At 42.4% G+C, this 22,139-nt stretch carries 13 protein-coding genes; all 13 read left to right on the top strand.

The window, feature by feature from the left end; translation table 11 throughout:
• Positions 1 to 188: 188 nt before the first annotated feature.
• The 13 genes from ACMZ6Z_RS00430 to pbp2b all read left to right on the top strand — a co-directional run bounded on the left by ACMZ6Z_RS00430 (position 189) and on the right by pbp2b (position 22,132).
• Positions 189 to 1,487, top strand: a complete 1,299-nt coding sequence (locus tag ACMZ6Z_RS00430) for a homoserine dehydrogenase (protein ID WP_416130692.1) — start codon at positions 189 to 191, stop codon at positions 1,485 to 1,487.
• Positions 1,477 to 2,337, top strand: coding sequence for a homoserine kinase (gene thrB / locus ACMZ6Z_RS00425; protein ID WP_416130691.1), 861 nt, complete (start codon positions 1,477 to 1,479; stop codon positions 2,335 to 2,337). The genes ACMZ6Z_RS00430 and thrB overlap by 11 nt, the downstream gene beginning before the upstream one ends.
• Positions 2,327 to 3,217 (top strand): EamA family transporter RarD, encoded by an 891-nt coding sequence (rarD, locus tag ACMZ6Z_RS00420; RefSeq protein WP_416130690.1) that lies wholly within the window; start codon positions 2,327 to 2,329, stop codon positions 3,215 to 3,217. The genes thrB and rarD overlap by 11 nt, the downstream gene beginning before the upstream one ends.
• A gap of 100 nt (positions 3,218 to 3,317) precedes the next feature.
• Positions 3,318 to 4,580 (top strand): bifunctional folylpolyglutamate synthase/dihydrofolate synthase, encoded by a 1,263-nt coding sequence (locus ACMZ6Z_RS00415; protein WP_416130689.1) that lies wholly within the window; start codon positions 3,318 to 3,320, stop codon positions 4,578 to 4,580.
• A gap of 96 nt (positions 4,581 to 4,676) precedes the next feature.
• Positions 4,677 to 5,576, top strand: coding sequence for a UDP-N-acetylmuramate dehydrogenase (gene murB, locus ACMZ6Z_RS00410; protein WP_416130688.1), 900 nt, complete (start codon positions 4,677 to 4,679; stop codon positions 5,574 to 5,576).
• Between the two features lie 234 nt (positions 5,577 to 5,810).
• The gene (locus ACMZ6Z_RS00405) at positions 5,811 to 6,965 is read left to right on the top strand and encodes an ABC transporter ATP-binding protein (RefSeq protein WP_416130687.1); all 1,155 of its coding nucleotides are present in this window, start codon (positions 5,811 to 5,813) and stop codon (positions 6,963 to 6,965) included.
• Positions 6,949 to 7,743: an ABC transporter permease gene (locus tag ACMZ6Z_RS00400; RefSeq protein WP_416130686.1), complete on the top strand. Its 795-nt coding sequence runs from the start codon at positions 6,949 to 6,951 to the stop codon at positions 7,741 to 7,743. Before ACMZ6Z_RS00405 ends, ACMZ6Z_RS00400 begins: the two co-directional genes overlap by 17 nt.
• A complete protein-coding gene (locus ACMZ6Z_RS00395) occupies positions 7,740 to 8,516 on the top strand; it encodes an ABC transporter permease (RefSeq protein WP_416130685.1) in 777 nt (258 codons plus the stop codon). Before ACMZ6Z_RS00400 ends, ACMZ6Z_RS00395 begins: the two co-directional genes overlap by 4 nt.
• Positions 8,509 to 9,576 (top strand): ABC transporter substrate-binding protein, encoded by a 1,068-nt coding sequence (locus ACMZ6Z_RS00390; RefSeq protein ID WP_416130684.1) that lies wholly within the window; start codon positions 8,509 to 8,511, stop codon positions 9,574 to 9,576. The genes ACMZ6Z_RS00395 and ACMZ6Z_RS00390 overlap by 8 nt, the downstream gene beginning before the upstream one ends.
• Before the next feature lie 62 nt (positions 9,577 to 9,638).
• A complete protein-coding gene (gene serB / locus ACMZ6Z_RS00385) occupies positions 9,639 to 10,298 on the top strand; it encodes a phosphoserine phosphatase SerB (protein ID WP_416130683.1) in 660 nt (219 codons plus the stop codon).
• A gap of 257 nt (positions 10,299 to 10,555) precedes the next feature.
• The gene (locus ACMZ6Z_RS00380) at positions 10,556 to 18,976 is read left to right on the top strand and encodes a ZmpA/ZmpB/ZmpC family metallo-endopeptidase (RefSeq protein WP_416130682.1); all 8,421 of its coding nucleotides are present in this window, start codon (positions 10,556 to 10,558) and stop codon (positions 18,974 to 18,976) included.
• A 247-nt stretch (positions 18,977 to 19,223) separates the two neighbouring features.
• Entirely contained in the window at positions 19,224 to 19,919 is a 696-nt protein-coding gene (locus ACMZ6Z_RS00375) for a phosphoglycerate mutase (protein ID WP_416130681.1), read from the top strand.
• Positions 19,920 to 20,059: 140 nt separating this feature from the next.
• The gene (gene pbp2b, locus ACMZ6Z_RS00370; protein WP_416130680.1) at positions 20,060 to 22,132 is read left to right on the top strand and encodes a penicillin-binding protein PBP2B; all 2,073 of its coding nucleotides are present in this window, start codon (positions 20,060 to 20,062) and stop codon (positions 22,130 to 22,132) included.
• Positions 22,133 to 22,139 lie beyond the last annotated feature (7 nt).

Genomic DNA, 22,139 nt, shown 5'->3' with positions numbered 1-22,139 from the left:
TCTCCTTTCTTTTTTCTCATTATAGCATAATATGAAAAGGAAATCTTGTAAATCATGAGTAGATTTTGCTATACTAGATGAAAAGCGTTTAACGAACACTCAGGAAAAATCAATTAGAACGAAGCAGGTCAAGACTGTATCGCTTTGATTTTTAAAGAGTATCACAATAAATAACAGTGAGGGATGATATGGTTGTTAAGATTGGTTTGCTTGGTTTTGGAACAGTTGCTAAGGGGCTTCCTTTTTTATTAAAGGAAAACCAGCCCAAAATAAGGCAATTAGCTGGGCTTGATATTGAGATTGGTAAAGTGTTAGTCAGGTCACAAGAAAAGGCTGATGCTTTGCGATCGCAAGGACATGATTACGACTTTGTGACGTCAATGGATGCTATATTAGCGGATGAGACGATTAAGATTGTTGTTGAGTTAATGGGGCGTATTGAGCCAGCCAAATCCTACATTAGTCAGGCCTTAAAAGCCGGTAAGCACGTGGTATCAGCCAATAAGGACTTGATTGCTTGTCATGGGCAAGAGTTGATCCAACTCGCTCAGCAGCATCAGGTTATGTTTGCTTATGAGGCAGCTGTTGCAGGCGGGATCCCTATTTTAAGAACCTTGTCAGAATCCTTAATGGCAGATAAGGTTACTCGTATCTTAGGGGTGCTTAATGGAACCTCTAACTACATGTTGACCAAGATGGTTGAGGAAAACTGGACCTATGAAAAAGCTTTGGCAAGTGCTCAAGCCTTAGGCTACGCAGAAAGTGATCCTAAAAATGATGTTGAAGGCATTGATGCGGCCTATAAGCTGGCTATTTTAAGTCAATTTGGCTTTGGGATGACTATTAGGATTGACCAGATTCATCATCAAGGGATTACGGTGATTAGACCAGAAGATGTGGCTATTGCCAAGGAGCTTGGCTATGTCATTAAACTCATCGGTGATTTACAAGAAACCCAATCTGGAATCTGGGCAGAAGTTGTACCCAGCCTCGTTCCAATAAAGCATCCTTTAGCTGGTGTTAATGATGTGATGAATGCGGTTCTTGTAGAGTCAGTTGGTGTGGGGCAGTCGATGTACTATGGTCCAGGAGCTGGTCAAAATCCGACAGCGACTTCTGTTTTAGCGGATCTGATGCACATTAGCCGAAACTTGCTTGAAGGGCAAGCGGTTAAGCCTTTTAATGCTTACCAACGCCCTTGTCGTTTGGCTAAGGCAGAGGAAATATTGAGTGCCTATTATGTCTCAGTAGTAGTCCTTGACGCCTCTGCTCAGCTAGCACAGTTGGCGGACCTATTTGAAGCTCACAATGCCTGCTTTGATCAGGTCTTAGAAGGTCAGTCTGACCAAGAAACGCTTCTGATAACGGTGATCACTAAAGCCATCACGCGTCAACAAATGGCAAAAATCCAATCAGCGATTGATGATTCAAATGCTTTTGCCTTAACAAACATCTTTAAAGTATTAGGAGAATCAGATGAAAATTAAAGTTCCAGCTACCTCTGCCAATCTTGGACCAGGTTTTGATTCGATTGGTCTTGCGGTGACTTGCTATTTGGTTCTTGATGTGTTAGGTGAGAGTTCTGCTTGGTTTATTGAGCATGACTTGCCTGGTATTCCTCATGATGAGACCAATTTGCTTATTCAGACAGCTTTGGCTGTTTGTCCTGATTTACAACCCCATCGCTTGAGGATGCGCTCGGAGATTCCCTTAGCAAGAGGGTTAGGGTCATCGTCTTCAGTGATTGTAGCAGGAATTGAGTTGGCGAATCAGCTGGCAGACTTAGGTCTATCAGATGATGAGAAATTAGAGATGGCGACCCAAATCGAAGGGCATCCTGACAATGTTGCCCCTGCTATTTTTGGCAATCTAGTGGTAGCATCATACCTCAATCAAAGTCTTGATAAGATTGTGGTGGATTTTCCAGAAGCTGCCTTGGTGGCCTACGTGCCTGCCTACGAGTTAAAAACCAGTGACTCTAGACAGGTGCTTCCAGATAACTTGGCTTTTAAGGAGGCTGTTTTGGGGTCTTCTGTTGCTAATATGGTTGTCGCTGGCTTGTTGACTGGGGATTTGACCAAGGCGGGACGCGCCATGAGCCAAGATCGCTTTCATGAGCCATATCGCCAAGCCTTAGTGCCAGAATTTGCCGCTATTAGGAGTCTAGGGCAAGACCATGGGGCTTATGCAACCTATCTTTCAGGAGCTGGTCCAACGGTGATGACCATGCTGCCTGTGGGTCAAAAGTCAGCCTTCTTAGAGGCTATAAAAAGTCAGTTCCCTGATCAGGTGCTTGATTTGGCTGTCGATTGTAAAGGAGTTTGTGTTGAGGACTAAGACCAAGGGACTACTACTGGCCTTTTTGGCATATGTCTTGTGGGGGTTGCTGTCTCTTTATTGGAAGCAACTAGGATCCATCCCAGCCTATGATATTTTTGCCTATAGAATTTTGTGGACAGTGCTTACCATGCTAGTGTATATGGTCTTATTTAAGCAACATCAGCGCTTTAAGAGAGAATTACAGACGCTATGGCAGTCTAAAATGACCTTAGTTAGGATGATGTTAGCCAGTCTTTTTATCACGATTAACTGGCTCTTCTTTATCTGGAGTGTGACCCATGGGCAAGCTACCCAAGCTAGCCTTGGCTATTACGTCATGCCTCTAGCGTCTATTGTTTTATCGCTGGTATTTCTCAAGGAGACCCTGACCAATGCTGCCAAGTTAGCTATTCTTCTAGCCTTTTTAGGGGTTAGTGTCTTGATTTATCAGACAGGTTCCTTGCCTGTTATCACGCTCTTACTTGCGGTTACCTTTGCGCTCTATGGCTTGATTAAAAAAGGCATCTCCCTCTCTAGTGATGTTGCCATGCTCTTTGAGGCTAGTTTTATTTTACCAGTAGGTTTAGTTTATCTCTTTTTGTTTTCAAAGGTACGTTTGTTTGAATTATCATTTTTTGAAAATATCTTGCTAATGCTATCGGGAATTATCACAGCGATACCTTTATTGCTCTTTGCAGAAGGTGTCAAACGAGCTCCTCTCAATCAAGTTGGCTTTATCCAATACGTCAATCCGACCATTCAGCTCCTGATTGCCGTGACTGTTTTTGGCGAGTCAATGACAAGAGCAGAGTTGGGTGGTTTTAGCTTGATTTGGCTAGCTGTTTTGGTTTTTATCGTGGGACAAATCATGACCATAAAAGCCTCAAAAAAGGAATGATTTGAGGATAAAAAGCCTTAAACGGTATTTGTTAGAATTATTTTAAGAGACTGGGCCTTGCCTGGTTTCTTTTAAGAGATGACTATGATAGGAGAAAAAAATGACTTACGAAGAAAGCTTGGCTTGGCTTCATGACCAGTTAATATTTGGGATTAAGCCGGGCATTGAGCGTGTCAAATGGTTACTTAATGAGTTGGGCAATCCCCAAGATAGGGTAAAAGGCATTCATATTGTTGGCACTAATGGCAAGGGTTCAACCCTTCATTACCTGCAAACCATTTTTAGTGAGGCAGGCTATGAGGTAGGGACATTTACCTCGCCTTATATCATGGATTTTAGAGAGCGTATCGCCGTTAACGGTGAGATGATTTCTAAGGAAGACATGCTCATTCTTTTCAAACGTGTCAAACCCTTGGCTGAGCGACTGCCAGTAGAGACAGGCTATGAACCTGCGACTGAATTTGAAATCATCACCGTCATGATGTTTTTGTATTTTGGTCAGCTACACCCAGTTGATATCGCTATTATTGAAGCAGGTCTGGGTGGGCTTTATGACTCTACTAATGTTTTTTCCCCCTTGCTTGCCATTTGCACCTCGATCGGCCTGGATCATCAGACGATTTTAGGGCAGTCCTATGAGGAGATTGCGGCTCAAAAAGCAGGTGTTTTAAAAGAGGGCTGTCCCTTTATTTTTGCGGAAGACAATCAGGCAGTCAAGGCTGTTTTTGCTGATAGAGCAAAAGAGACAAAGAGTCCGACCTTTGAGCTTGGGTGTGATTTTGAAGTGACAGGTAGTAGCAGAGCCTTTGACTTTCACTGGCAAGAGATTAGCTTAGAGCGCCTATCGCTCAAGATGTTAGGGCAGCATCAAGTCAGAAATGCTGGCTTAGCCATCATGAGTACCCTGCTCTTGCAAAAGCAGTATCCTAAAATTAGCGAAGCCATTATCCGAAGAGCTCTTGCAAAGGCTAGTTGGCTAGGTCGAACAGAATTATTGGCGGATAATCTTATGATTGATGGTGCTCATAATAATGAAAGCATTGCTGTTTTGGTAGCCTTATTGCAAAAAGAGTTTGCGACAAAAACCATCCATATCCTCTTTGCAGCCATTGATACCAAGCCCATCAATGGGATGTTGGACCAGCTGGCGATGGTTGGAGAAGTGACAGTGACCACTTTTGATTATCCTAATGCAGTGACTTTAGACCAATACCCTAAAGCCTATCAGAGAGTGGCGACCTTTAAGGACTGGCTAGATCAGTGCCATCTCAGCTCATCAGATGACTTATATGTCATCACAGGATCGCTCTATTTTATCTCCCAAGTCAGGAGAGAACGATTGACGCTCAATAGTGATCAATAGCTGATGAAAAAAATATCAAAAGCAAGGACAGAGACCTCCTTTTTTTGGTATAATAAGACTCGGCTATGCCAATCTGACAAGTATAAGGAAGAGATGATGCTAAAAGAAATAAGGGAGGCTCTTGCTGGCATTGATGTTCGTGTCGCTGAACCTCTAAAGAATTATACCTATACCAAGGTTGGAGGGCCAGCTGATTATCTGGCTTTCCCTCGTAATCGCTTTGAGTTAAAACGTCTGGTAACACTCGCCAACAAGCATGACATTCCTTGGATAGTGCTTGGGAATGCTAGCAATGTGATTGTTCGTGATGGTGGCATTCGTGGCATGGTGATCATGATTGATCGTTTAAAAACGACGGTGATTGATGGCTATGTTATGGAAGTAGAAGCAGGAGCCAATCTTAAAGAAGTCACTAAAATAGCAAGAGATCATAGCTTGACAGGCTTTGAGTTTGCAGCTGGTATTCCAGGTAGTGTGGGCGGTGCTGTTTTCATGAATGCTGGGGCTTATGGCGGCGAGATAGCGCATCTTCTGGTTTCTGCTCAGGTTCTCACACGAGAGGGGCAAATCCAGACACTTGATGCTAGTGACTTGAGCTTTGGCTATCGTCAGTCTGCTCTGCAAAGAACAGGAGACATTGTCCTTTCAGCCAAGTTTGCCTTAAAGCCAGGTGACTACTGCCTGATCAAACAAGAAATGGAGCGTCTCAATCATTTACGTGATCTGAAACAACCCTTAGCCTATCCTTCTTGTGGTTCTGTTTTCAAACGTCCTGTAGGGCATTTTGCAGGTCAGTTGATCACAGCCGCAAATCTCAAAGGCCATCGTATTGGTGGTGTGGAAGTATCTGAAAAACACGCCGGTTTTATGATCAATGTTGATTGTGGGACTGCCAAAGATTATGAAAACCTCATTGCCCATGTGATCAGGACAGTTGAAAAACACTCAGACATTACCTTAGAGCCGGAAGTTCGTATCATAGGCGATCCTTCTTAGGAGGTTGGAAAGCCCTTTGACCAGTGACAGAACCTTGCTCTTTGTCCTCATCTCAGGACTCAGACTTAAAAGGGTCTGTTGAACCTTTTCCTTGGTTTTTCAAACAGTTTTTTGAGAATCGCTTGAAGCAACTGTTACCCAAGCCCTAACTGGCTTTCTTATTTTGTTGACCATTTGGCGATAGCGGCATGCTATCAAGCACTTAATAGAAAATCTATGGAGGATTTATGACCATTGACTAATCCAATTATTGCCTTCAATCATGTGTCAAAGACATTTGAAGATAGTGGCACAACGGTTTTAAAAGATATTAACTTTGAATTAGAAGAAGGGAAGTTTTACACCCTTCTTGGTGCATCCGGATCAGGTAAATCAACGATTCTAAATATCATCGCAGGGCTTTTAGATGCCACAACGGGTGATGTGTTACTGGATGGCAAACGCATCAATGATGTCCCTATCAATAAACGAGATGTTCACACGGTTTTTCAGTCTTACGCCCTTTTTCCCCACATGACTGTCTATGACAACGTGGCCTTTGCCTTAAAGCTAAAAAAGGTTAGCAAAAAAGAGATTGACCAAAGGGTTAAAGAAGCCCTTAAAATGGTGCAATTAGAAGGTTATGAGAAACGCTCGATTCAAAAGCTGTCAGGTGGTCAGCGTCAGCGTGTGGCTATCGCGCGTGCCATTATCAATCAACCCCGTGTTGTGCTTTTGGATGAACCCTTGTCTGCCCTTGATTTAAAGCTGCGTACGGAGATGCAGTATGAACTGCGTGAGCTGCAACAACGCCTAGGCATCACCTTTGTCTTTGTGACCCACGATCAAGAAGAAGCCTTGGCCATGAGTGACTGGATTTTTGTGATGAATGAAGGGCAAATTGTTCAATCTGGAACGCCTGTTGATATCTATGATGAGCCAATCAATCATTTTGTTGCGACCTTTATCGGTGAGTCCAACATCCTACCAGCAACCATGATTGAAGACTATTTAGTGGCATTTAATGGCAAACAATTTGAAGCGGTTGATGGTGGGATGCGCCCTAATGAACCTGTTCAGGTGGTTATCCGCCCAGAGGACCTCCAAATCACCCTACCCGAAGAAGGTAAACTTCAAGTAAAGGTTGATACACAGCTTTTTCGTGGGGTTCACTATGAAATCATTGCCTATGATGATTTAGGCAATGAATGGATGATTCACTCCACACGAAAAGCCATTGAAGGCGAAATCATTGGGCTTGACTTTACCCCCGAAGACATTCACGTCATGCGTCTAGACGAGACAGAGGAAGAGTTTGATGCCCGTATTGAAGAGTACGTGGAGACAGAGGATGTGGAAGATGGTTTGATTAACTTTATCGAGGAGGAGCGTCATGAAGAAAAGGGCTAGTTGGTTTTCGCTTCCTTATTTTCTATGGGTTTTTCTCTTTGTGCTAGCTCCTGTAGCCATGATTGTTTGGAAGTCTTTCTTTGATATTGAATCTCAGGCAAATCTGGTCAATTATCAGACCTTCTTTGCCTCGTGGACTTACCTGAAGATGAGTTTGAACTCGATCTTGTATGCTGGCTTGATCACACTGTTGACCCTCTTGTTGGCATATCCGACAGCCTTTTTGCTAACCAGGCTAAAGCACAAGCAACTTTGGCTGATGCTGGTGATTTTGCCAACCTGGGTCAATCTGCTACTGAAAGCCTATGCTTTTATGGGCATTTTTGGTCAGCAAGGTGGGGTTAATGCTTTTTTAACCTTTATGGGCCTTGGACCTAAGCAACTATTGTTTACAGACTTTTCATTTATTTTTGTGGCTTCTTACATCGAAATTCCCTTTATGATTTTACCGATTTTCAATGCCTTAGATGATATTGACCGTAATCTCATCAATGCCAGTCGTGACTTGGGTGCCAATGATGTTCAAACCTTTACAAAGGTCATTTTTCCCTTATCTTTAAATGGGGTTCGATCGGGTGTGCAATCTGTTTTCATTCCTAGTCTAAGTCTTTTTATGCTAACAAGGCTAATCGGAGGTAATCGCGTCATTACGCTTGGAACAGCTATTGAACAGCACTTTCTAACCACTCAAAACTGGGGCATGGGCTCAACCATTGGGGTTGTCTTGATTGCGGCCATGCTTTTGATCATGTGGGTGACAAAGGAGAGAAAATCATGAAAAAATGGGCTAATCTTTATTTGATTCTTATCTTTGTCTTGCTTTATGCGCCTATTGTTTACTTGATTGCCTATTCTTTCAATAAGGGTGGCGATATGAATGGCTTTACAGGCTTTACGCTGGAGCATTATAAGACCATGATGTCAGACGGTCGTTTGATGCTAATTTTGGCTCAAACCTTCTTTCTAGCCTTTCTCAGTTCGCTGATTGCGACGGTTATCGGTACCTTTGGGGCAATCTTTATTCATGAGAGTAAACAGCGTTATCAAAATAGCATGCTGTCTGTGAATAACATCTTGATGGTCGCACCAGATGTGATGATCGGTGCTTCTTTCTTGATTTTATTTACTTATATCAAGTTTCAGCTTGGCTTTGCGACAGTCTTGCTGAGCCATATCGCTTTTTCCATTCCTATCGTTGTTCTTATGGTTTTGCCGCGTCTCAAAGAGATGAATCAAGACATGATCAATGCGGCCTATGACCTAGGGGCTAGTCGCTCACAAATGCTCAGAGAAGTGATGTTGCCTTACCTTACTCCAGGGATTATCGCGGGTTATTTTATGGCCTTTACCTATTCATTGGATGACTTTGCGGTGACTTTTTTCGTCACAGGAAATGGCTTTTCGACCCTTTCGGTTGAGATTTATTCCCGTGCTCGTCGAGGTATCTCGCTTGATATCAATGCCTTATCAACCTTGGTCTTTTTCTTTAGCATCTTACTGGTGATTGGTTATTACTTTATTTCTCAAGACAAGGAGGGCAAAGATGCGTAAACTAACCTCATTTACAACAGGAATTGTCGTTATTATCGCCTTACTATGGGCAACCAGTTTTGTCTTGCAACAGCAATCAGGTGACGTGTCTGATAAGCTGGTGATTTACAACTGGGGAGACTACATTGATCCTGATTTGTTAAAAGCATTTACCCAAAAAACAGGCATCAAAGTCCAGTACGAAACCTTTGACTCCAACGAAGCCATGTATACCAAAATCAATCAGGGTGGCACGACCTATGACATTGCCATTCCTAGTGATTACACCATTGATAAGATGATCAAGGAAGACTTGGTAATCAAGTTGGATAAGTCAAAAATCAAGGGTCTTGAGCATATCGGCACAGCATTTATGGGAAAAAGTTTTGATCCTAACAATGATTACTCTATTCCTTATTTTTGGGGGACGGTTGGGATTGTTTATAATCAAAAGCAGTTGGAGACTTATCCAGAGCATTGGAGTGACCTCTGGCGACCTGAATACAAGGACAGTATCATGATGGTTGATGGGGCTAGAGAGGTGCTTGGGATTGGCTTAAATCGCCTAGGCTATTCTTTAAACTCTCAAGACATGAGAGAACTAAACCAAGCTGAACAAAGCTTAAACCAGCTGACGCCTAATATCAAGGCTTTGGTGGGTGATGAGCTAAAAGGTTACATGATTCAGGGAGACGCACCGATTGGGGTGACCTTCTCAGGTGAAGCCAGTGAAATGCTAAGCGAAAATGAAGACTTGGTCTACGTTGTGCCGACAGAAGGGTCTAACCTGTGGTTTGACAATATGGTTATCCCGAAAACAGCCAAGCACCTCAAAGAGGCCTATCAGTTTATCAACTTTATGCTAGAGCCTCAAAATGCTGCTCAAAATGCAGAGTACATCGGCTATGCGACGCCAAATGATGCGGCGAAAGCCTTATTACCAAAGGAAATCAGAGAAGACTTGGCTTTTTATCCTAATCACGACACCATTGATCATTTAGAGGTTTATGACAATCTTGGTCCCAAGTGGCTGGGAATTTACAATGATTTATACTTACAAATCAAGATGTATCGCAAGTAAGGTCATGTCTTGGAGAGTATCTATCAGAGAAAAACAACACACTGATGACAAGGAGACATGTGATGAAAGCGATTAAAGGACTTTTGGTGATGGATGTTGATTCAACCCTTATCAAGGAGGAAGTGATTGATGTTCTAGGACAAGAAGCTGGCCTGGGTCAAAAGGTGTCTGAGATTACCGAGCGTGCCATGCGAGGAGAGTTGGACTTTGAGGAGTCCTTGAGTGAACGTGTCGCTCTACTCAAGGGTTTGCCTGAAAGCATTTTTGAGCAGGTCTCCCAAACGCTCCATTTTAATCAAGGGGCTAAGGAGCTTATTGATGAACTGCACAGACGCGGCTACAAAATCGGTCTCGTTTCAGGTGGTTTTCATCAAGTCCTTGATCTCTTGATCAAGGACTTAGACATTGACTATGTCAAGGCAAATCATCTGGAGGTTTCAGATGGCTACTTGACTGGCAAAACAGCTGGCGAGGTCGTCACTAAGGAGACCAAGCGTCTCATGCTAGAGAAATGGGCATCAGAGAATGGATTAGACCTCTCCCAAACCATTGCTATGGGAGATGGGGCAAATGACCTTCTCATGATTAAAGCGGCAGGGATAGGGATTGCTTTTTGTGCCAAGCCCATCGTTCGTCAACAAGCACCTTATCAGATCACAGAGCCTGACTTGTATCAGGTCATTAGGATTTTGGATGAGACCTTGTCAAAAACCAGTTGTTAACAAGATACTGGCAAAGTATTCGATAGCACATGGTAGGGCATCTTTCTTTATAAACAACACATCTTATCAAGGGTTTTGAACACCTGATAGGATGTTTTTTTGATGTGGCAGGTGTTTGGCTGATCTCTTTCATCATGATTTGCCAGATGCCTATCAGTAGGTTGACGTTTATCCAAAAAAGAAAGCTGATAATGGCGTAAGTCCTTTAATTAGGCTATAATAGAAATAGCAATCAAAAATAACGATATGGAGTTATCATGGAACGTAAACAGAAATTTTCAATTAAAAAGTTATCCGTCGGAGTTGTCTCCGTCTGTATTGGTTTTGCCTGGTCAACTCAAACAGTTCAAGCCGATGGGATTGCAGAGAAGCCCTTGTCCAATCAAGAACATGCAAAAGGTGTGGCTGATTTGGCAAACGAAAGTCCTCAAATACCTGAGGTGACTGCAGTAGTTGTCAGGAATCAGGCCTTACCAACAGAATCTGCTGAGGCTAAATCTTATGCAACCAACATGGCGGACTCTGTTATCTCAGAGAATCCAGAAAATGCTACCTTTAAGCTAAAAGCATCAGTAGAGGAGTCAGCAAGCCCAGCCCTAGTGGTGTCAGGAGAGGCTAGAGAACTAGCAGAAGCGCCCAAGCCAGTATCTGAACCGTCAAATAATGCCCTCAATGAAACCACAAGGATCGACGACAAACCACGTCTCCGTCGTACTAGGGACGTTCGAAACGAAGAAAGTTTGGAGGGTGCTGTTACTAAAGACGTTTCTGAGAAAGATGGCGAGATAGCTCTAGTAGACGATATGGCTGAGACGGCCAAGTCACCTAAGCGACAGGTAAGAGCCCTTGCTAATCGTAAGGAGCGTTATCAGACGGTCTTAGATGAGCTAAAGCAACAAAACAAAACAACCTATGATAGTTTATCGCCAGATGAAAAAGATCGCATTTCAAATGCTTTAGTGACCGAATTTCAGGATCACTTTATTGAGAATGTCTTGCCGGGTATAAAAGCTGTTACGGATTATAAAGAAATTTCAAGAGATCCTAATTTTAAATTAGGCAGCCCTAAATATCTTGAAATGATTAGAACGGTAGGAAAAGAAGGCGTGCCTCCAAAGGATTTAATCAAGACTGTGAACGAACGTCTAGTTGCGGAGTATAACCGAACGCTTACTTCTGATATCACTGTTGATGGTTATGTTATCCAAAATCCTGACATGATGGTTGATTTAGTGAAGTCAGTAATGGTCGGACAAAATCTTGATGCGATTTGGAGTTCTAAGCGTCCTGTTTTACAAGGGATGTATTTGCTCAATATGCAGTACAACTTTGAAGAGAACTTACCTAGTAAGATTGTCAATCAAGATAGATCTATGATGCTTGATACGACAATACCCAAAGTTAGTGCTTTTGACAATATTAAGCGTATTGGTAACTATGAACAAACCTATCTCCTGAAAGCAAAAGGCGACTATGCGGGGCTCTTACTGAGATATCAAGATTTTTTCAGAACCCAAATTCAACCTGTCATTGGTGGGAACAGTACACTTGAACTGGTTGAAAAATTAGCAGGTCAAATGTCTTTAGATAATTATGTTCAAAATCGTTCAAAAGCTTTGATGCCAGAGTCTGATTTATCTAAACAAGAACCAAGAAATACAGCAGACCTTCTGCATCGTTTAAATCTCTTGATTCCTGTCTTGTCTCAAGGAGAAGGTGCTGTTGTTGGGTCAACACGTGATACTGTGACGTTAGGGATTAAGGCCGTTTATCCAGATGTTCTACCACGCCTTTCTACGGGTGCTCAACCTGACCTCCCTAAGATGGTTCAAAACCTCAATCAGTTTGAAAACTACAATACTTTCCTTCGCGAGGCTAGTCGTTATGGTACAGATAAGAGCTTAAAAACAGCAGCTCCTTTAATCGCTAGAGATAGCTTGATGACAAGAGAACCTGTCAATGGTCAAGATCAGCGTGTTTGGCAAAGTTTGGCTACTAATGACACGGTTCGTAACTTGATTGCTCCTTTGAAATTTGATAGCCCTTCTTACGATGTTAGGTCTTTTATTGAGGGTGAGAAAGCCAGTCAGAATCTTTTCAACTCTTTTACGATTCCTTTGTTAGATGGTAGTAGTAGAGGCCCAGGGCTTTATTCTCACGAGATGACCCATGCCAATGACCAAGAAGTTCTATTCGATAAACCATATGGTAAAGGTGGTCGTCGAGAAGGCCAGGGACCGGAACTATATGCTAGAGGTTTATTTGAAGCGCGTGATAATACGCAAACAAGTGCTTCAGGGAATGTTGATCCTGTCTTTAACCTAAACACAACTATCATTCCCACAAATGGAAAAAATGATGCTAATATCAAACAAATTCAACCATCAGAGGCCTTGAATACCCCGCAAAAATTGGCAGATTATCAACACAAATTGATGAAACTCATCATGTGGATGGAAGCCAAAGAAGCACAAGTAGCTCTGAAGATTTTGAATGATGATCAGAAAAAACAATATTTTAATCAAGTAGAGCAAGTAGCACGTCGCCAATCGCCTGCTAATGGTGCGGATGCGGCAACTACTACGTCAACCAATGATAAGTTTGTTCCAAGTACAAAAGCACCACAAACAATTACTGACCTAGTAACTGATAGCTATGTATCTGCTGGATTCATTCAATCTGGAGCAAATCGTTTTGGTGAAGTAAGCACAAATAGTTATAACTTTTTGTCACTCTTAGATAGCTTCTACGGCTCAAACTACGCACCAGCAGATAAAAATACTGTTGGGGATTTATCCTTCAAGCGTAATGCGCATGAAATTTTAGGATACCAAGGTTATGAAGCGATGATTGCCTATTTGAGTGACCGATTCAATAGTGACCAAGCCTTTTATGCTGATTTAAAAAGGACATTTGATGCCAAGACGGATGTATTAGCAGGACAAACGCAAGCTACTCCTATTGAGACAAAAGTCAAACAATACGAAGAACTACTTAAGCTGGAGCTTCAAAATGTGCCAGAAGAGTTAAAAACAATCTATACGGATAAAGCAATTGAAGACGCTATTCTAAAGGATTTAAAAGCTGTAACTGCAACTGGTTTCCCGAGAGATTGGACACCTGAACAAATTGATGCCTTTAAAACAAGACAGATTAATAACGTTCGTAACTTAAAACTAACTCTTTTATCAAGAATTGTGGAAGAGTCGGACACGATGAATAGTGATCCAACTAAACAAAACTTATTTAAACGTACTTATACAACCCGTTACGTATTTGTCGATGAACAGCGTCGACCATTGGATGCCTTAGCATTAAACAGACCTGAGGATAAAGAGCAGCAATCTGTTCGCTCAGAAGCACCAGCAAATCCAGACACAACTATTATGTTAGGAAATAAAGTCTATAGCTTTTTAGAGTGGGAAGCGCCACAAGAAAATACGACAAATCCTTCTGAAACGATCATAACTTATACAGGAGTTTGGAAAGTTACAGATAAAACACCAACATCTTATAACATCATTTATGTCTCTGGAACAGGAAATGGCAATGGCGAAACACCTGACCAGCCCCTTAATAATTTAAATGATGCTATTTTAAAAGTAAGAGATGGTGGAACTATTCGCCTAGTTGGTGATTATAGTAGCCGTAATGTTGGTTCGTTGACCGTTAATAAAGCTTTAACGATTGATTCGCAAACAAGCAGTAGCTTGAACCTCAATGAATCCTTGACTTTCAATAAACCAGTCACATTAACAGGAAACTTGCAGATTTTTTCAGTGGGGAATGGTGGGCAATCTGTACCTTTGACCTTTAATGCCGATGTCATGATTGATCAAGATATTCGTACCCATAACCCTAATGGCACAGGTAGCAAGCCGACAGTAGTCCTAAATGCTGCCAATGCGACTATCAAGGGTGGTGAATTTGAGAAATTAGTCACTTCAGGATCTAGCACTGCGACGATTAGTGATAGTGCAAAACTAAGTCAAGGTGTTGAAACAAACGATAAAGCAACCATCACTTATGCAACGAATCAGACAAATCGCTTTAAGGCTATTAGTGGTGAGCTTAATCTTATCTTTAGTGGCAAACCTGCCAATCTGACGCTTGAAAACGTTACAGATGTCACTCTGCTTCCAAAAGCAGCTGTTAGTCTAGCACCAAATGCTACCATTAGGGGACATGTTTCTTTACATAATGACGCTATATTGAGGGCTCAAGATAATACCCTTACTTTTTCTAAGTTAACAGGTCCAGGAACGCTAAGTTTTGATGAAGCGCGGACGTTGACAGTATCGACTTTGCTTGAAAATCCTACGATTGAAGTCATTTCTCAAACAGGTAGGTATCAGGATAAGAAGATTTATGTTTATGCTGAATCAGGCGACGCTAGAGTGCTTGCCAAACAATTAGATGAGATCTTAGAGAAAACACCTCAAAATGATTATAGATACCTTGAACCTTACCATATTTACCATGAGTTTAAGGCATCTGAAGCTAAAAATAACGCTTTATTTAGGGCGGATGATTTTAGACATCTCCTTCCTGAAAACGATGGAGACATTAGTCTGACAGAGCCTAAAACCCCAGCCTTGATTACAGAAACGGTCGTCAGCAATAATAAAAAATGGGTCTTTAAAAAGTGGTTATTAAAAAAAGATCATAATGATAAAACCTACGTTTTCTTTGGCCTCTGGGAGCCACAAGACCTTGTCGCTCCAAAGGAGAGTCGACAAATCACTTACGAATTTGCGATAAGAGGAGCAACTGAAGAACGATTCAGAGCAGAGAATATTGTTAAACCAGCTGATCAATTAGTATTAGATGGAGAAAAAGTTTCACCGCCGACTACATTTGACAATCAAGTTAGAGCCAGTCAAGACCAGAGTGGTGAGTGGCAATTCAAGGGGTGGAATCCACCAGGAGAACAATTGGTATCAGGACCGTTGACCTTCACTGGAACTTGGGAGTTTGTGCCTTACAAGCCTGTTGATTTTCCGATTACCTACGAGGCGGACCAGGATCGTGAAGCAGGTACTGACAATGTTATTAAGATTCCTGGTATTCTTGGAAAACAATCAGGGATTACGGATAAGGTAGTTGTTCCACCAACGCGTCAGCTTGTTACCGTTGGTACTAAGCCGAAAGTTGAGGTTAAAGAAGCAGCTACAATTCCTGTTACTTATGTCAGAGATGATGCTAAAGAAGCCAATGTCAAAACAGAAATTAGCCCAGGTCGTCCAGAAAAAACGACCATCCGAACTACTTTTGAGATTGTGGGCGACCAAGCTGTTCCCAAAATCATAGAAACCACAGAACCGGCTACTCCTAAAGTGGTATCAATAGGTACTAAGCCAAAGGTTGAGGTTAAAGTAGCAACTACGATTCCTGTTACTTATGTCAGAGATGATGCTAAAGAGGCTAATGTCAAAACAGAAGTTAGCCCAGGTCATCCAGAAAAAACGACCATCCGAACTACTTTTGACATTGTGGGTGACAAAGCTGTTCCTAAAATCACAGAGACCACAGACGCAGCTACTCCAACGACGATATCAGTTGGTACTAAACCACTTGTGACCGAGGAAATATCAAAAATTCGACTGACATTTGTGGCAAATGAGCAAGATCCTGCAGGTCGCATGGTCATTACTGATGTGGGTAGCCAGACCAGAACTAAGGTGACAACGCCTTATAAATTAGTTGATGGGATAGCCGTTCTTGATGAATTTAACAAACAAACCGTTGTTTATGAGGGTTCTCCTCGAATTGTGACTGTCGGTACTAAACCTGTTACCACTCAAATAAGTCAAGATTTAGCAGAAAAAGTGGTTGAGGATTCAAATGTTTTAGCAGGAACACCTGATAAAGTAACACCTGGTCGACCAAAACTAACTGAAATCCGTAAGACTTATACTCTCAATAAGGATACTGGTAAAGTAGTTGAAAAGGTTGAGGAAGTTATCGTAGATGCTGGTCTTGCCCCTGAGCGTATTGTTGGTACTAAAGCCATGGTTATCAATCCAATAACACCGATTAGACAACCTAAAAATTATCAGATTTCGTATCGCTATCGTTTTGAAAATGGCCAAGAAACTAATTTTGATGTCCCAAAAGCTCCCCTACCTAGTGGGAAAACAGTGGCTGAAAATGAAACTATCTCAGTACCAAATCTCTACACTAATGCAGTAATTGAAAGTAAAGATGCGACAGGTGAGTGGCAATTTAAGGGCTGGACCCCAGCAAATGAACAAGTGGTTTCAGGACCGTTGACCTTCACCGGTACATGGGAATACAAGGCCTATACTATCGTAGAGCCATCTGTTCGCTATGAGGCAAATGACCAACTCGCCTTTGCTAGCCAGCCTGTCACTACTTTAGGTCAATCTGGTAAAGTCTCTGCCTTCACTGGTCGATTGGTCGAAAATCCTACTGATACAGTGATTCAAGTCGGTACTAAGCCTCTCATTCAAGAACTGGTGGGAACAGATATTCCTGTTCGCTATATTGCTGATGATAATATTGAAACCAACAAACAAGTGACTCGCATTGAGGGAAGTCCAGCCATCACCACGACTCAAACCACTTACCGCCTTGATGGCGCTAAGGCAGTGGTTAATCAAACGACTACTCTAAGCACCAAGCCAGCAGTTGCTAAAGAGATTGTTGTCGGTACTAAGCCTAAGGTTACAGAGAAAGTTGGCACTGTTATCCCTAAACGCTACACAGCCGATGATGAGAAAACTGTTAACGTCCACACGGTTATCAGCCCTGGTAAAGCAGAAAAAACCATCACCACAACCACTTATCGCTTGGATGATAAGGGTCAAGCCGTGGTTGCGAACGAGCGTGTAACTGTTGAAGCAGCCGTTCCAGAGGTAATCAGTGTCGGCACTAAGCCTCTTATTCAAGAGATTGTGGGGACAGATATTCCTATTCGCTATGTTGCTGATGATAATATTGAAACTAACAAACAAGTGACTCGCATTGAGGGAAGTCCAGCCATCACCACGACTCAAACCACTTACCGCCTTGATGGCGCTAAGGCAGTGGTTAATCAAACGACTACTCTAAGCACCAAGCCAGCAGTTGCTAAAGAGATTGTTGTCGGTACTAAGCCTAAGGTTACAGAGAAAGTTGGCACTGTTATCCCTAAACGCTACACAGCCGATGATGAGAAAACTGTTAACGTCCACACGGTTATCAGCCCTGGTAAAGCCGAAAAAACTATCACCACAACCACTTATCGCTTGGATGATAAAGGTCAAGCCGTGGTTGCGGATGAGCGTGTAACTGTTGAAGCAGCCGTTCCAGAGGTAATCAGTGTCGGCACTAAGCCTCTTATTCAAGAGATTGTGGGGACAGATATTCCTATTCGCTATGTTGCTGATGATAATATTGAAACCAATAAACAAGTGACTCGCATTGAGGGAAGTCCAGCCATCACCACGACTCAAACCACTTACCGCCTTGATGGCGCTAAGGCAGTGGTTGATCAAACGACTGCTCTAAGCACTAAGCCAGCAGTTGCTAAAGAGATTGTTGTCGGTACTAAGCCTAAACTTGTCCGTCAAGAGGAAATGCTTTCTGAGGTTGTGGAGTATGATGCTAATACCCTTGCTGGTAGCCCAGATCAGGTTATTCCAGGTCGACCAAAGGTGACCGAAACGCGCACGCATTACAGTGTTGATGAGCAAACAGGTGCTTTATCAGAGCAAGTAACCACTGTGGTTACTGATCAAGGTCTAGCTCCTAAGCGTATTATCGCTAGTAAGGCGCTAACCTTGGCACCAATTCCTTCTCCAACTGTACCGACTATACCTCAACCGTCTAAGGATGTCGCAGAAAGCTACACGATAGTTGTTTCGGTTGATGGTAAAGAGGTTCAAGTATCAACACTTGATGATGTGGTTTATGCTGTCTTTTTGGAGCATCTCTCTGCCCTTATCGAAGCTAAATTGTCCGAAGGTCTTGTTTATGACTCAGCAATCAACGAAGACAACACGGTTCATCTCTTCTTCCATCATCCTATGGATGACCAGTCGTCAGGTGACGCCAATGTTGTTTCTCCCGTCAACCCACCAGTAGAAAACTATGAGATTACAATCCTGATAGATGGACAATTGGCTCAAATATCAACTTTTGATCTGATGACCCATGCTGTTTTCTTGGAGCATCTCTCTGCTCTTATCGAAGTAAAACTATCAGAAGGCTTAACTTATGTGTCAGCTGATTATAAGGGCAAGGCTGTTACTTTAAGTTTTATAAGGCCAAAGAAAGTGACAAAGGGCACTGCTGAGGCAATAAGCTTTCAGTCGTCTTCGGCAGACCAGTCGCAAGCGGCGGTTAAACCGACTCTAGCTGTAAAGGATGCTTTTAAAAAAGAAATGGCTTTAAAACAACATGACGAAAAGTCTCTTCTCAAAGGAGGAAGCGCTGCCGCTGGTGGTTCTAATCAAGGAGAGTCAGCCTTACTGTCATCCAAAAACAGTCAAGGGACGCCTTTGACTTGGAGAAATGGAACGTTTAGCAAGCCTAATCAAGCATTGGTAATGCCTACTTACCAAGCGATGTTACCTAAAACAGGTGCTAGCAATAGACACTTATTGGCAGTCGGGGGTCTTACTCTGACAGGTCTTACCTTTATGTTCATTTCTCTCAAACGCCGTCAAAGCTAAGTTACTGATGACTTGTAGATTCAGTTTGACTCTAAAACCAGTTCCTGTTGGGACTGGTTTTTTAGATAGGGCATGGGATTGGCTTATGGAGTCGTAAGATATAAAAAAAAGGAAACGTTATCATTGAGAAAGGTTTGGTTCTACTAGCTTTTTAGGATTTTTTTGGGTAAAATAGAGGAGTAATTGGCAGTAGCCAAAATAAGTGATTAGGGCTATGTCTTAATCCGTAATCATTAAAGGAGTTCTAATGGTAAAATTAGTATTTGCTCGCCACGGTGAGTCAGAATGGAACAAAGCTAACCTTTTCACAGGTTGGGCTGACGTCGATCTTTCAGAAAAAGGAACACAACAAGCGATTGACGCTGGTAAATTGATCAAAGAAGCTGGTATTGAATTTGATCTTGCTTTCACATCAGTATTGAAGCGTGCTATCAAAACGACCAACTTGGCGCTTGAGGCAGCGGATCAACTGTGGGTACCAACTGAAAAATCATGGCGTTTGAATGAACGTCATTATGGTGGCTTGACTGGTAAAAACAAGGCAGAAGCAGCTGAGCAGTTTGGTGATGATCAAGTTCATATTTGGCGTCGTTCATACGATGTCTTGCCTCCAGAAATGGCAAAAGATGATGAGCATTCAGCACATACTGACCGTCGTTATGCCCTTCTTGATGATGCTGTTATTCCAGATGCTGAAAACTTAAAAGTAACGCTGGAACGTGCTCTTCCATACTGGGAAGACAAAATTGCACCAGCTCTTAAAGAAGGTAAAAACGTCTTTATTGGTGCACATGGTAACTCTATTCGTGCCCTTGTCAAGCACATCAAGCAATTAAACGACGAGGACATCATGGATGTTGAGATTCCTAACTTCCCACCACTTGTCTTTGAATTTGACGATGCCTTAACAGTCACTGCAGAATACTACCTTGGTGGTGAGTAACAGCTCAAAGAGACTAGGACCTTGTTCAAGTCTCTTTTTAAGTGTTGTCTAAAATCTTTTGATTTAGAGTGCTTGAGTTGCTTATGTTTAATGATTTTTATGATAAAATAACAAGTATCTATTAGCTATGGAGAAAAAGTGTGAACGATTGGTTATACCGTTTAAAAGATAATTATTTGGCTCTGCCTTTACTTGCCAGAAGGCTTTATGTGATTTTTTTGACGGTTGTTATCCTTTTTACGATTTTAGTGGCTCGTCTTGCTTATATGCAGTTGCTTAATGCTGATTTTTACCTCCAAAAAATAAGGGCTAAAACGGTTTACACCATTGCACAATCAACAGAGCGTGGACAAATCTATGATGCTAAGGGGAAACTTCTAGCGAAAAATACTCAGAAAAAAATCCTCACCTTCACTCGTAGCAATACCATGACTGCTGAGAGGATGAGGGCTATTGTCCAGACTTTAGCACAAGTGGTCACCTTAGAGGACACCAAGGTTTCCAAAAGAGATAAGATTGATTACTATTTAGCAAGCAAGGCTAATCTTGATCAGGTTGTTGCCAACCTTCCCCATGAGCAAAAGTATGATAAGTTTAACAATAGCTTGTCATCTTGGCAAATCTATCAAAACGCAGTGGCAGCAGTCCCAGATCGAGCTATTTCTTTTGACCAAGAGACCTTGAAAAAGGTTGCGATTTTTAAGCAAATGAATGCAACAGCTGCCTTTGATACCACGCGCTTAGCGGTTGGAGAATTAACGGATGATCACGTGGCAATAATAGCTGAAAGAGCTTCTGAGCTGACTGGTCTAAGGGTTGTAGACGGTTGGGATCGAGAAGAGTCCACAAGTAGTTTATCTCCCTTGTTAGGGCGTATCTCGAGTGAAAAGACTGGTTTACCTCAAGAAGAGGCGGCTGATTATCTCAAAAAAGGCTATGCTCTCAACGATCGTGTCGGTATCTCCTACCTTGAAAAACAATACGAGTCTGTCTTACAGGGCAAACACCAATCCAAGACCATTACCGTTGATAAAAATGGTAAGGTGATTGATGAACAACTGACTTCAAAAGGAAGCAAGGGTGATCATCTCAAACTGACTATTGATTTGGATTTTCAAGCAGGGGTTGAGGCTATTTTGCGTCGTTATTATGAGTCTGACATCGCCTTGGGTCATGCTGCTTATTCTGATGGTATCTATGCCGTTGCTATCAATCCTCAAACAGGGGCTATTTTATCAATGGCTGGCTTATCGCATGACAAAAGTAGTGGTCAGCTAGAAGCTGATGTCCTAGGCACGATGACCAATGTCTTTACGCCAGGATCTGTGGTCAAGGGGGCTACCTTAACAGCTGGCTGGCAAAATGGTGTCTTGACAGGCAATGAGACGCTCACGGACATGCCCATTGTTTTTGCAGGCGATCATACCAGCATTAATTCTTGGTTTACCAACGGGGCTCTTCCTATAACAGCTAGACAGGCCTTGGAGTATTCTTCCAATACTTATATGGTACAATTAGCCCTTAGGCTCATGGGGCAACACTATAGCCCTAATATGCCTTTGACCGCATCTGGTTATCAAGAGGCCATGGAAAAACTCCGAAAAGCTGCTGCGGAGTATGGCATGGGGACGTCGACAGGTATTGATCTTCCAAATATTTCAGAAGGCTTTATGCCTAAGCAGTTTACGGTTTCCAACACTTTGACACAGGCGTTTGGGCAATTTGATAATTATAGCACCTTACAGCTTGCCCAGTACGCAGCGACTGTTTCTAACAGTGGCAATCGCATGGCAGCTCATCTTGTTCAAGGGATTTATGGTGAGACAGCAGATGGAGCACTCGGTGATTTGCTAGCAGCGACTGAAGCCAAATCCTTAAATCAAGTCGCCATCACACCAGAGCAAATGGGAATTATTCGTCAAGGTTTTTACGACGTTGTCAATAGCAACAGTAGTCTAGCAACGGGAGCTGATATGAGAGGGAGGCACACTGTTATCAGTGGTAAGACAGGAACTGCCGAAACCTTCGCTAAAACCCTCAATGGTCAAACGGTTAATACAGTAAACCTTAACTTGGTTGCTTATGATCAGGATAATCAGATCGCTGTGGGCATCATGTATCCGAATGCCTCTAATTACCTCTCAAAAATTCATCAGTACATTGCTCGTGATATCATTGATCTTTATGTCTCAAGCTTTGTCGATCATTCTTAAAAAAGGA

The sequence above is a fragment of the Streptococcus pluranimalium genome (assembly GCF_047785705.1).
GTDB lineage: Bacteria > Bacillota > Bacilli > Lactobacillales > Streptococcaceae > Streptococcus > Streptococcus pluranimalium_A.
This window is presented reverse-complemented; position numbering and strand designations above follow the sequence as displayed.